At 45.5% G+C, this 12,892-nt stretch carries 10 protein-coding genes and 1 pseudogene; 5 read left to right on the top strand and 6 right to left on the bottom strand.

Going from position 1 to position 12,892, the window contains the following annotated elements; all coding sequences use genetic code 11:
• Window positions 1-42 precede the first annotated feature (42 nt).
• The 3 genes from H3S94_RS04690 to ftsE form a co-directional block, all read right to left on the bottom strand.
• Window positions 43-639, bottom strand: coding sequence for a YdcF family protein (locus H3S94_RS04690; RefSeq protein ID WP_225868122.1), 597 nt, complete (start codon window positions 637-639; stop codon window positions 43-45).
• A gap of 77 nt (window positions 640-716) precedes the next feature.
• Entirely contained in the window at window positions 717-1,691 is a 975-nt protein-coding gene (locus tag H3S94_RS04695) for an ABC transporter permease (protein WP_246786403.1), read from the bottom strand.
• Complete coding sequence (gene ftsE, locus H3S94_RS04700) at window positions 1,684-2,343, bottom strand: cell division ATP-binding protein FtsE (protein WP_077994109.1); 660 nt, start codon at window positions 2,341-2,343, stop codon at window positions 1,684-1,686. The genes H3S94_RS04695 and ftsE overlap by 8 nt, the downstream gene beginning before the upstream one ends.
• Before the next feature lie 240 nt (window positions 2,344-2,583).
• Here ftsE and hpt point away from each other — a divergent pair, with 240 nt between their 5' ends.
• On the top strand, window positions 2,584-3,120 hold the full coding sequence (hpt, locus tag H3S94_RS04705) for a hypoxanthine phosphoribosyltransferase (RefSeq protein ID WP_198240403.1): 537 nt from the start codon (window positions 2,584-2,586) through the stop codon (window positions 3,118-3,120).
• Between the two features lie 448 nt (window positions 3,121-3,568).
• On the opposite strand, the gene H3S94_RS04710 is transcribed toward hpt, so the two are convergent.
• Window positions 3,569-4,942 (bottom strand): sensor histidine kinase, encoded by a 1,374-nt coding sequence (locus H3S94_RS04710; protein ID WP_077994107.1) that lies wholly within the window; start codon window positions 4,940-4,942, stop codon window positions 3,569-3,571.
• Between the two features lie 602 nt (window positions 4,943-5,544).
• Here H3S94_RS04710 and H3S94_RS04715 point away from each other — a divergent pair.
• The 3 genes and pseudogenes from H3S94_RS04715 (at window position 5,545) to H3S94_RS04725 (ending at window position 8,149) form a co-directional block, all read left to right on the top strand.
• The gene (locus H3S94_RS04715) at window positions 5,545-5,745 is read left to right on the top strand and encodes a hypothetical protein (protein ID WP_198240404.1); all 201 of its coding nucleotides are present in this window, start codon (window positions 5,545-5,547) and stop codon (window positions 5,743-5,745) included.
• Window positions 5,746-6,039: 294 nt separating this feature from the next.
• Window positions 6,040-6,972: pseudogene (locus tag H3S94_RS04720) on the top strand (bifunctional enoyl-CoA hydratase/phosphate acetyltransferase); the annotation flags it as partial.
• The gene (locus H3S94_RS04725) at window positions 6,965-8,149 is read left to right on the top strand and encodes an acetate/propionate family kinase (RefSeq protein ID WP_198240405.1); all 1,185 of its coding nucleotides are present in this window, start codon (window positions 6,965-6,967) and stop codon (window positions 8,147-8,149) included. The pseudogene H3S94_RS04720 and the gene H3S94_RS04725, both read left to right, overlap by 8 nt.
• Before the next feature lie 792 nt (window positions 8,150-8,941).
• Here the strand turns inward: H3S94_RS04725 and acs are convergent.
• Window positions 8,942-10,897, bottom strand: coding sequence for an acetate--CoA ligase (gene acs, locus H3S94_RS04730; protein ID WP_198240406.1), 1,956 nt, complete (start codon window positions 10,895-10,897; stop codon window positions 8,942-8,944).
• Between the two features lie 311 nt (window positions 10,898-11,208).
• Here acs and H3S94_RS04735 point away from each other — a divergent pair, with 311 nt between their 5' ends.
• Window positions 11,209-12,201: an SDR family oxidoreductase gene (locus H3S94_RS04735; RefSeq protein ID WP_198240407.1), complete on the top strand. Its 993-nt coding sequence runs from the start codon at window positions 11,209-11,211 to the stop codon at window positions 12,199-12,201.
• On the opposite strand, the gene H3S94_RS04740 is transcribed toward H3S94_RS04735, so the two are convergent.
• Window positions 12,202-12,882 carry a YggS family pyridoxal phosphate-dependent enzyme gene (locus H3S94_RS04740; RefSeq protein ID WP_198240498.1) on the bottom strand — a complete coding sequence of 227 codons (681 nt, stop codon included), beginning with the start codon at window positions 12,880-12,882 and terminating at the stop codon, window positions 12,202-12,204. It lies immediately after the preceding gene.
• Between the last annotated feature and the right edge of the window lie 10 nt (window positions 12,883-12,892).

Genomic DNA, 12,892 nt, shown 5'->3' on the forward strand with positions numbered 1-12,892 from the left:
GCCAATTGTTGAACATTTAGGCTTAAACGAAAATCGCTTCTATCAGAAATAGGCTCGCAACTCCGCACCGATAAATTTGATATATTCGCTTGCAAGCAGTCGTAATTCGCCCAATTGCCTGAGCAGGCTTTGTTCACCGGTTCCCTCGCTGATCGGATAGGCGATAAAGTCTATATCGGGCATCAAGCGATTCAATTCGCGTAAAGAACGCGGCATATGATAATCGTTGGTGACAATATAAACCTTTTGATAGTGATTTTTCCGGATCCAGTCGGTTGCTTCTTCCGCATTGCCCATTGTATTGATTGCTTCCCGTCCGAGATCCACACAGCATTGAAAGAGTTGCGGGTCGCTGTGGGTCACACGTATCAAGGCCTGACTGTTGGTTGAAGGATTGACACCGCTGATGAGAAGCCGTCGACCCAATCCCTTGGCAAGCAGGTCAAGACCCGCTTCCATGCGACTTTCGCCGCCGGTCAACACAATTATTCCATCAGCCTCTGGTAACGGATCAGGCCGCGCAAGACGCGATACTTTTTCGCTGAAATAGAAAAAACCGCTACCGAACAGAATAATACAAACGAGAATAAAAATGCTGACGGGTGGAAGATGTTTGAAAAACCGTCTTTTCCAACGCAACAATTTTATCCGGCTTAAGCTTTTGTGCTCCGGTTCCGGATCGGAAATTTGTGCGTATAAAGTGTATTCGCTCATTGTCAGAACAGATCACTTTCCTTGCGGTCGATGGATTTCAACTGGCTTAGAATTGTCAGGCGGCTTGTGACCATAGTTAACAATGCAACAAAGCCGATTAAAATGAAAATCTTGATATAGCTTGAAAGCCCAAGACTGAAATGTCCGAATAATGCCGAAGCCTGATCGCTTCCGGGTGTTCCGGCAGCAAAACGCGTCCAGAACGAAAAAACGATAAAAATAACGATACTTGTAAAACCGCCCAAAAATGCGCCCTTCAGACCGGTCTTGAAAAAATGGAAGTCGAATTGGCGGGCAATAAAACCGGCTTCGGCACCAATAAAGTAGAGCACTTCGACAATGTGGGCATTGGCTGAAAGAGCACTGCGCGTTGCAAATATGATGGTGAGCGTCAATGCAGAAATGACAAGTGCCAATATAATCACGCCGATAATGATCGTTGCGTGCGCCATTGTAACAAGGCGATTGATCGCATTGCGGTGGTCATCGAAACTGCCACCGGGAATTTGTGTTGCAACGGCATCGCTAATCATACCGAAATCGGCTTTATTGGTATCATCGAGGGTCACGACGACAAGACGTGGAATAGGCAGTTCCTTCAGTTCCAAACCGGTTCCAAGCCAAGGCTCAAGCAAGCGCTCGGTTTGAGCGCGGTCAATGATCTGAGCTGATTTGACGCCCGGAAAACCTTGCACAAGTTCGACAGCATAATTCAGAGTTTTTTCAATATCGAGCCCGTCGGTCGGCCGGATTTGAATTGTTGCTTCGCGTGAAATCTGGTTTTCCCAGTTGTGTGCCGAATAGCCGATCAGGTCAACCCCGCCAATCGACAGGGAAGCAAGCAGTGTCATGATCGCAATGACAACAACAAGCGCTTGCCCTGCGACGTCACTCGCCGGAACAATTGACGTTTGTCCGGAAACGTTTCGACCTTGCCACAATTTTCGTGAATTCGGGGTTGGGGAAAGCTCAGTCATAGAGTTCGAGCCTTCCGTCATTGAGTATCATACGGCGAGCATCAATCTGCTCCATCAGGTTGACATCATGGGTGGCGATCACCACAGCGGTTCCCGACCGGTTGAGTTCGATAAACAAGCGCAATAATCTGCGCGCAAGAACAGGGTCGACATTACCTGTCGGTTCGTCCGCCAGCAATATTTCCGGCTGGTCGATCAATGCGCGGGCAATTGCCACGCGTTGCTTTTCCCCGCCGGAAAGTACAGGGGGCAACACATCCATCCGTTCGCCGAGCCCCACCCATTGAAGAAGTTCTTCGACCTCGGCACGATAGGTTGCTTCTTCACGCCCCCTCACGCGTAAGGGAAGCGAAACATTTTCATAGGTTGTCATATGGTCGAGCAGGCGGAAATCCTGAAAAACGATTCCGATTCGTTGGCGTAATTTCGGCATATCATGCCGTTTTAAAAGCGCGGTATCGTGGCCGAATATATTGATAAGACCGCGTGTCGGTTTTAATGCCAGAAACATCAAACGCAATAATGTGGTTTTACCCGCACCGGAAGGACCTGTCAAAAACTGGAATGACCCGTGCGGAATATAAAAGCTTATATCACGGAGGACTTCCGGCCCCATGCCATAACGCAAGCCTACATTTTCAAAACGAATCACTGTTAATTAACCTATTCTGCCCGCACAAATATTTATCCGGTTTTTCTTTTTTAAATGTTGGTAACCGCCTTAATGGCAATCTTGATTGATCGTGGAAAGGTATCTTGACCTGACGCCACTCTTTTTCCTATCCTTAACGAATATGGTTAAGTCGCGGTTAAAATTTATTATTGGCAACAGCTTTCTTGGTAGAAGCGTCTGTGTTACCCCGCGGCCATAAATTTTTATATGGATAATAAAATGCCCGTAATTGATGGAAAGTCGATCGAAGTTCTTTTTTCGGAAGAAGAGATTGCCAACCGTAACCGCATCATAGCAAATGAAATTGCCGGAAAGAAGCCGGTAAACCTGTTGGTGTTACCGATTTTGAAAGGGTCATTTATTTTTGCTGCCGATCTTATCAGAGAGCTTCATCGCGCCGGTGTCAGTTCGTCTGTGGAATTTATCACAATTTCAAGTTATGGAGCCGGTCAGGAAAGTGGAGAAATAAAGCTTTTGCACGATTTCGATAGCGATATTACGGGGCGTGATGTTCTTTTGATCGACGACATTCTGGAATCGGGAAAGACGCTGAAATTCGTGCGGGATCTTTTGAAAACTCGCGGTGCAGGGCGTATTTTTATCGCTGCTTTGCTGGACAAAGCCATGCGGCGCAAAGCCGATATAGAGGCGGATTTTGTCGGTTTTCCTTGTCCCGATCAATTTGTTGTCGGATATGGAATGGATGCCGGCCATGCGTTTCGCCAGTTGCCTTATGTCGGGGTGCTTCAAAAATAGTGATTGCATCGAGAAAATTGAGGCGCTCACACAAAACCGGTGGCTCAAGGAAAAATCTGCCTGATTTTCAAAAGTTCTGGCAGTCAGTGTCTTCTAGTAAACGTTGCAGTCATCTTCCGGTTACGACTTTCGGAATTTCATCGGAAAATCATTTATTTTATGATTCGGATTAAACACACTTTAGCGAATTGTCCGGTTTTAAAGAGCCTTCGTGCGTAATAATCGGGATTAAAAGGTCGGATTTAAATGCATTTGAAGGCCACAAACCGTTTTTTAAGGCTCGCAAGAATCAATTGTTGTTGAAAGATTGTTGCAGAATAAAAATGGTGAAGTGAGCGAAACATCATTTGAAGAAGTTTCAGACGGCGGAAGCAATGAGGTTGTTACCCTGTTCACCAAGCGATTTTGAAGTTTTACCCGAATAATTGTTGATTTTTATGTGTTCCCTTTATTGAGGAGGGAAATTATCCGGTGTACGGGGCGCTGAAAGCTCGAAGGAAAAACCTTCGGGAGCATAACTCAGATTGGCATGTCCATTAAAACGGGCGGGCAAAAGCCGTGTAATCAATTTGCTACCGAAGCTCAATTTGGTTGGCGCATGAACTGTCGGACCACCTCTTTCGCGCCAGGAAAAATGGAACTCGTTTTTATCAAGTGTCCAGATAATTTCTATAATTCCGGTTTTTGACGAAAGTGCCCCATATTTGACGGCGTTGGTACTCAATTCATGAAGTGCCAAAGCCATGGAAAGAGCTGTTTGTGGTGATAAGGCAACCGGTGGGCCGGATACAACAAACCGGTTTTTGGTTTTGTCGTGAATATCAAGGCTGCTTTCGACAATTTGTTTGAGGTCGGCACTATTGGTTGCGCCTTGCGTCAAAATATCCTGCGCATGTGCAAGTGCATTCAGCCTCACAGAAAAATCCTGCAAAGCTTTTGTCATTGATGTTGCTTCGGTCAGCGTCTGATTGGCAATGCTTTGCACAATTGCCAAAATATTTTTAACCCGATGGGCAAGCTCGCTGGAAAGAATTGCCTGCTTTTCCTGCGCTTCCCGTCTTTCGGTAATATCTTGCAAAACGCCCAAGATCCGGTGTTTCATAGACTTGCCGACATCTTTAGGTGCGGCTTCTGCCCAATAGCCGATCCAGCGTAATTGTTTGGTATCAGCCCTTTTGATCTGGAACTCCAGATGCGTAATCAGGCTTTCGTCCTGCCGTGTTTGCAACATCTGCTTTGCAATTTGTCGTGGACTATCCACAATCACAGAATAAAAGTCATCGAGTGGAAGTTCGGAACTTTCTTTAAAACCGAGTAGCTTCAAAAATTGCGGTGTCGCCTCGATCATATTGCGATCACGATCAATTTCAAATGCGCCAATACCGGCTGCCTGTTGAGCCAGTCGTAGACGTTCTTCACTCAGACGCAATGATTCGGAATGTAATTGTTCGTCGGTCCGGTCACGGACAATTTTTAAAAAACCTTGTTGTTTTCCATCATCGCTATAAAGAGCTTGCAGGTCACCCGATGCCCAGAAAGTCGTACCGTCTTTTCTTTGGTGGAAACGTTCAACGGCATCAATCCGATGAAGACTCGCCATTTGTTGGCGGGTTTCGGGTAGCTTGTTCAGCCGGTCTTCTTCGGTGAAGAGAATGTCCAGCGGCTGACCGATTACTTCTCCAGGTTTCCAGCCGAACAGTTTTTCTGCACCCGGACTCCAGCTCACAATCAGCCCATTCATATCCGCCGTCAATATTGCATAATCCAAGGCATTGTCGAGAATAAGTTGGTTACGCCACTCCTGTTTTTCAACACGTTTCATCGTGATTACACAGACTCCGTTTCAATAACCCGAAAATACAATCATGTACCTGAAGGCCTTTAGCGTCATCCCGCTTTTCCCATGAAAAATTATATCATTGAATAGCAGCTTTGTTAACTGTTTATCATGCGAGTTTATTTGAAAATCAATGATAAAAATTTAGACAGATAACTTATTAAAGGCTATTTTTCGGTTACCGGCTGAAAGACGCAGTGTATATTCACCGGATAGGTTCTGTCCCCCTTGCAATTTTCAATTCAGCTTCTTCCGGAAAAAATTAATATTTTTTGATTCTTATAGTGTTTATATTTCTATTTTTGATTTTATTTGAAAGTATTGAATTGATAAAACATATATCATTCTTTATTGTAAAAATTTTGTAAATTTAAACAATTTAAATATATATTATGTAGAAATATTTTGTTTTTTTCGTAATTAAAAATAGATATGAATTTTATATTATATAGATAACATTTTATATTTTATATAAGAATGAATTCAAATTTTTAGTGCCGGTGCGATTAGCTTTTTTCCAACGATCCGCATAGAGAGTGTATTTGTCGCCAACAAGTTGAAACATGCCAACAAGTTGAAACATGTAAATGTTGTTCAACATCATCATGATTATTGCAACATTGGTAACAATATTGTCGATGAAACAAATGGCATCAACTTCTCATCGTTTAATAGCGAATGAACGCGATCATTTTTCGCGCAACAATGTAACCCGTCGCCACCGGCAGGCAAAACCTTTGCGTTCTCTCTCATCCGGAAAAATCCCGATTTGCTTGACATTCGAGTAGTCGCTCATCGGGGAAGTGACAATTTATCAGGCTTGAAAATAACATAAAGCGGCCTGAATTCTTATCCTTATATACGGGATTTGTTTTTCATACGTTTGTTTTTATTGCCAAATATAAATAGTGAAACTCTGCTAATATGTTTGACAATAGACCTTACGCATGTTGAGTTTGAAGTTATAAAAAGAAACGGCAGATCAAAGTCCGATCTTGTTCTTTGGTCATTGCACCGCAGACAATTGTGACTGTTTCAAAAGTGGCGTTCTGTAGTGGAAGGATTTGAAAATGGTAACAAAAAAACACGGACGTTATGATTCTTATCTCGAACAGGCACGTAACCTTCCTCCTATTAAAACGGCTATCGTTCATCCCTGTTCAAAAGAAGCAATGCTTGCAGCCATCGAGGCCTGGCAGGAAAAATTTCTGGAACCGGTTCTTGTCGGGCCGGAAGCTAAAATTCGTAATGCCGCAAAAGAAGCCGGTGTTGAAATTGAAGGCTTGGAAATAGTACCGACCGAGCACAGCCACGCGGCAGCCCAGAAAGCGGTTGAAATGGCAGCAGGCGGAAAAGTTCAGGCGCTGATGAAAGGGTCGCTTCACACCGATGAACTTTTGGGCGCTGTGGTAAGCGCACAATCCGGGTTGCGGACAGAGCGTCGTATCAGTCATGTTTATGCAATGGATATTCCTGCTTATCCCAAACCGCTTCTTATTACCGATGCGGCAATCAATATTCGTCCCGATCTTGATGACAAACGCGATATTATCCAGAATGCGGTTGATCTCATGCGCATTCTGGGGCTTGAAAAGCCTCTGGTAGCCGTGCTTGCTGCGGTGGAAACGGTCAATTCAAAAATGCCCGCTACACTTGACGCGGCAGCTTTGACTGTTATGTCGATGCGCGGACAAATCACCGGCGCCATTGTTGACGGGCCGTTGGCATTCGACAATGCAATCAATTTGAAGGCCGCCGAAATAAAGGGCATTGTTTCACCTGTGGCCGGTAAAGCCGATATTCTTCTGGTACCGGATCTTGAAGCAGGAAATATGCTTGCCAAACAATTGATGTATTTTGCCGATGCCGGTGCGGCCGGACTGGTTCTCGGTGCGCGTGTTCCCATTATTCTTACCAGCCGATCGGATAAAGTGGCCGTGCGGCTTGCGTCTGCAGCACTTGCAAAAATCATGGTCGAGCGGCGGTTCAAGTTGGAGAAGGCGCATCATGAATAACCGGATCATAACGTTCAATTCCGGCTCTTCATCCTTGAAGGTGGGGCTTTATGAAAATAATAATGGCCACGCGGAACAATTGGGTAAAGGTTCTATTGATCTTAGGCGCAATTGCTTTTCTTTTCGTATTGAAAAAACCGGCGAACAAATAGCGGCTTCACCGCTTCCTGAAAAAGCCGATGACAAAGAAATGCTCGGCCGTGTTTTCGGTTGGCTGACCGAAAGAATGGACATCGGAGATATTAAAGCGGTCGGTCACAGGATTGTTCATGGGGCCGATATTTTCAGGGATGCCTGTATCGTTAATGATAAGACGCTTGATTATATGGAATCACTTATTCCGCTTGCACCGCTTCATCAACCGGCAAATCTCCGGCTGATTTATCTTGTTAAAAAACTTTATCCCGCACTTATGCAAACGGCCTCTTTCGATACAGCCTTTCATCAGGGGCAGAGTGACCGGGTGAGACGTTTTGCCATTCCCCGCATTCTGCATAACCGCGGCATCAAGAAATATGGTTTCCATGGGCTTTCCTACCACTATATTTCGGAACAACTGCCAAAATTGCCAAAAGATGTCAGAATAAAAAATGTCGTTGTGGCACATCTTGGAAGCGGTGCCAGTCTTTGCGCATTGAAAAATCAACAAAGTGCCGAAACGACCATGAGTTTTACAACGCTTGACGGTGTGCCTATGGCAACGCGTTGTGGGGCGTTGGATGCGGGGGTTCTCATTCATCTCTTGCGTAACAAGCGTCATAGTGTCAGTGACATGGAATATATGCTTTACCATTCGAGCGGCCTACTCGGTATGTCCGGTATCAGTGCCGATTGTCGTGATCTGGTGGCGTCGAAATTGGAACAGGCAAAACAGGCTCTTGATGTTTTTACCTTGCGTATTGCGCAGGAAATCGCACGTTTGGCGGTAACTTTGGAAGGGTTGGATACAATTATTTTCACCGCCGGTATTGGTGAACACCAACCTGAAATTCGCGAAGCGGTTTTGGAACAATTGCGATGGATGGGCATCGAGATTGACTATCAAGCCAATAATGCCAATCAATCACGGCTAACAACGCTTGATAGCCCAATTGCCGCGTTCATAATCCCCACGGATGAGGAACAACGCATTGCCGACGATGCAGCCCGCCTCATGACGGAAAATGGAAAAAAGTGACGCCGATTTTTCGGTATAACGTTTTTTTTGAAGCACGACTCCGGTCGCTATGTGTGTTTGATGTGTTGAACAACAAAACAATTATTCAAAACCTGACATAGGCTGTTTTAAATCGTGATGGCCTTGTTCAATTTCAGACAGTACCGTCGATTTCAGACATAAGCGTAAATTCCAGATATAATCTTCAATTTTAAACATGGTCTTCGATTTCGGGTATAACCGGCAATGTCGAAGATTGAATTGCGCGCATGAAACGGTGCTTACGTTACCGGCTTTTTGTGCATTTTATAATTTTCGATTTTTTTAAAAATTGAACCGGATCGACACGTTCACGGGGATCATTCCCGGATGATGGTTTCATGAAAATCAATAAGCGAATTTTCAGCCGCCCATGCACTTCATATCTTTTTGAAATTATAAGCGTGACTATTTCGCAGGCTCTGCATTCTGTCATGAATTTTGCGCATTTATGACCGGTTTGGTCGTTGATTGCAAGTTATGTTGCAATACACATCGGCTGCCAATGCGCCAGAGAATACAATATGCCAGAGAATACAATGCGGGAAAGGGAACACAATGTGCGAAAGGGAACACAATGTGCGTAAATGATATTATGTGCGCAAGCGATACAATGAAGGGGATATGCAAGTGCAAGCGCCACAGGCGATACAATGCGCGCGATACTCAAGTGCGTTTAACCGCCACGGGCGAAAAAAGCGTTGCTATTCAGCCAATTGGTGCGCCCGTGAGCGATTGTGGTCAATATAACCGGAATTATCCGGTGATTTTGTTTTAAACCGGCTTCTTGTTCAAACGGTTGGCTATCAGATCTTCAACAACTTGTGGTTCGGCAAGTGTTGAAATGTCGCCTAAATTTTCAAATTCGTCTTCGGCGATCTTGCGTAAAATTCTTCGCATGATTTTGCCTGAACGCGTTTTCGGCAGACTCGGTGCAAACTGGATTTTATCGGGTGTGGCGATCGGTCCGATTTCGTTTCTGACATGTTTGACAAGGTGCTGGCGCAATTCGTCAGTCGGTGCAACACCCTCCATCAATGTTACATAGCAATAAATTCCTTGTCCTTTGATCGGGTGCGGATAACCGACAACCGCAGCTTCGGAAACGCTGTGATCGGAAACAAGTGCCGATTCGACTTCGGCTGTTCCAAGGCGATGGCCAGAGACATTGAGAACATCATCGACACGACCGGTTATCCAGTAATATCCGTCATGATCCCGCCTGCAACCGTCGCCGGTAAAATATTTCCCCTTATAGGTAGAAAAATAGGTTTCGACAAACCGGTTATGATCGCCATAAATGGTTCGCATTTGGCCGGGCCACGAATCGATAATGCACAAATTACCGTCATTTTCGCCTTCCAGTACTTCACCTTCATTATCAACCAGTTCGGGTTTGACACCAAAAAACGGGAGTGTTGCCGATCCCGGTTTGAGGTCGGTTGCACCGGGTAAAGGCGTAATCATGTGACCACCGGTTTCGGTTTGCCACCATGTGTCGACAATCGGGCAACGCTCGTCACCGACTTTATTATAAAACCAGTTCCACGCTTCCGGATTGATCGGCTCGCCAACCGAACCAAGAATGCGCAATGATGTCCGTTTTGACCGTTCGACATATTCGTCACCGGCTCCCATCAATGCACGTATGGCGGTCGGAGCTGTATAGAGGATGTTGACCTTGTGCTTGTCGACAACTTCCCAGAAACGTGCCTGATCGGGAAAATTGGGTACGCCTTCAAACATAAGGGTTGTCGCGCCATTACATAACGGCCCGTAAACCAGATAGGAATGTCCGGTCACCCAACCGACATCGGCAGTACACCAATAAACCTCGCCTGCATGATAATCGAACACATATTCATGCGTCATTGCTGCATAAACAAGATAACCGCCGGTTGTATGAAGAACACCTTTCGGTTTACCCGTCGAACCGGATGTATAAAGGATAAAAAGCGGGTCTTCGGCTTTCATGCGCGCTGGCGGGCATTCGGGTTTCGCATTGGCCATTTCTTCATGATACCAGAAATCGCGACCGGGCGCCCAGCCGATCTTGCCGCCTGTTCTGCGTACAACCATCACCTGATTGACCAGAACATATTGGCGTGCGGCAATGTCTATCGCGTGGTCGACATTTTCTTTCAAAGGAATGGGCTTGCCACCACGTACGCCTTGGTCGGCCGTAATGATAAAGGTCGATTCGCAGTCGACAATACGTCCGGCAAGCGCTTCCGGCGAAAAGCCTGCAAAAACAACTGAATGGACAGCGCCGATACGTGCACAGGCGAGCATTGCATAAGCGGCTTCAAGGATCATGGGGAGATAGATTGTAACCCGATCACCTTTTTTCACGCCACGTTTTTTTAAAATATTGGCGAAACGGCAAACATTGTCGTAAAGCTCTTTATAGGTGACTTTTTTATCAATATAGGGGTTGTCACCTTCCCAGATCATGGCAACCTGATCGCCGCGACTTTTCAAATGCCTGTCGATGCAATTATAGGTTACATTTGTGACGCCGTCTTCATACCATTTGATTGATACGCGTCCGCGAAAACTTGTATTTTTTACCTTTGTAAAAGGTTTGAACCAGTCAATGCGCCGGCCATGTTTCGACCAGAATGCATCCGGATCCTTTATGCTTTCATCATACCATTGAAGATATGTTTCACGATCAATCAGGGCATTTTTCTTGATATTACTAGATACAGGATAGACTTTATCCGACATCTTCTCCTCCTTTCGTGCTGCAATTCTCCTCACGCAACACTTTCTTTATGAAATATCCATTTGTGATGGGTATTTGATATTTACATTAAATGGTATCGTCGGCTTCTTGGAAGTCTTAAAATGATGTTTTTAAAAAACTTATCGTGAATGATTAGAAAAAATCGAAGTAAAATAATTAGAAATTGTCAATTTTTGTTTCTTTTTTACTGAAAATATTCGCCAAGGCATCGATTTTGAAAGACCGGGCAGTAGTTAAAAACAATGAAGTCGTGGCACTTCATGTTGTGTTCGGTATTTGAAAGGAAAATGCTATGTTGGATGAAAAGCTGATACTCTCGCGTGAAGAGGCATTAAAAAGTGGAACCGATGGTTCATCACAAAAATCAGGTCATCAGACAGCAACCGGATCTGCTTCAAAGGCTCAATTGAAAAATCCGCTGGATGCCTATTCACGCCCGCCCTATTCGACGGAAAAACAACAAGCTCCCGGACTTGCATCAAAGTTGACACCACTCGCCGATCATGGCGAAAAAACTTACAAAGGGTCGGGTAAACTTTTAGGCAGAAAAGCCTTGGTTACAGGTGGTGACAGCGGCATCGGGCGAGCGGTTGCAATAGCTTTTGCGCGTGAAGGTGCCGATGTTGCAATCAATTATCTGAAAGAAGAAGAATCAGACGCGCAAGAGGTTATCGAACTTATCGAACAGGCAGGGCGCAAAGGATTTGCAATTCCCGGTGATCTGACCGATCGGCATTTTTGTGAAAAATTGGTCGAGGAAGCAGTTCAAAAACTGGGCGGCCTTGATATTCTGGTGAATAATGCCGGCCGTCAACAGGCGGTGGAAGCTCTTGCCGATCTCACAGACGAATCTTTTGACAAGACGATGAAAACCAACATTTACGCTCCTTTCCGTGTAACAAAAGCTGCATTGCCACACATTCCGGCAGGTGGTTCCATCATTATTACGTCTTCGATTCAGGCATTTGACCCGTCTGCTACCTTGTTTGACTATGCACAAACCAAGGCTGCCAATGTTGCTTTTGCCAAATCGCTGGCAAAACAACTGGCTCCGAAAGGCATTCGCGTCAATGCTGTTGCCCCCGGCCCCTTCTGGACACCATTGCAACCTGCCGGTGGCCAGCTTATGAACGCCTTGCCGCAATTCGGCTCCGAAACACCTTTGAAACGTGCCGGACAGCCGGTTGAAATTGCACCCCTTTATGTTTTGCTGGCATCAGAAGAAGCGAGCTATTGTTCTGGCCAGGTCTTTGGTGCGGCCGGTGGAATCGGCATGGATAGCTGATTATTGGTGAGAAATCGGCGGACGATGACCGAATATTGCCGAACCGACGCGCACACTCGTGGCACCGAAGGCAATGGCTGTTTCATAATCCGCCGACATTCCCATCGACAGTTTTTCCACTCCCGCCTCTTTTGCCAATTTTGCAAGAAGGGCAAAATAGGGGCCGGGATTTTCACCAACCGGCGGAATACACATCAAGCCGACAATATCAAGATGATGGTCGTTTTGGCAATGTTTGACAAATTCGACTGCCTCGTTCGGGGCAATACCGGCTTTTTGTGGCTCTTCCCCGATATTGACCTGCACATAGCAGGCGAGCTTCCGGTTTTGTTTTAACATTTCTTCTTGAAGAAATTTTGCAATTTTTTCTCTGTCAACCGTTTCGATCACGTCAAAAAGCTGGACTGCTTCTTTTGTTTTATTTGATTGCAACGGCCCGATGAGATGGAGTTTGAGATCAGGAAATTCGTCGCGCAATTGCGGCCATTTGCTTTCTGCTTCCTGAACACGGTTTTCGCCGAAAACACGTTGTCCAGCTTCAAGAAGCGGGTGAATATCTTCAACTCCGAAAGTTTTTGACACAGCGATAAGCTGAACGTCATCAGCCGCACGTTTTGCATCATGGCACGCTTTGACGATATTCTCTTTGACTTTTTGCCATTGTGCAATAACCGCATCCATAGTCATTTTC

This window comes from Bartonella sp. B10834G3, from assembly GCF_016102505.1.
GTDB classification, from domain to species: Bacteria; Pseudomonadota; Alphaproteobacteria; order Rhizobiales; family Rhizobiaceae; genus Bartonella; species Bartonella choladocola.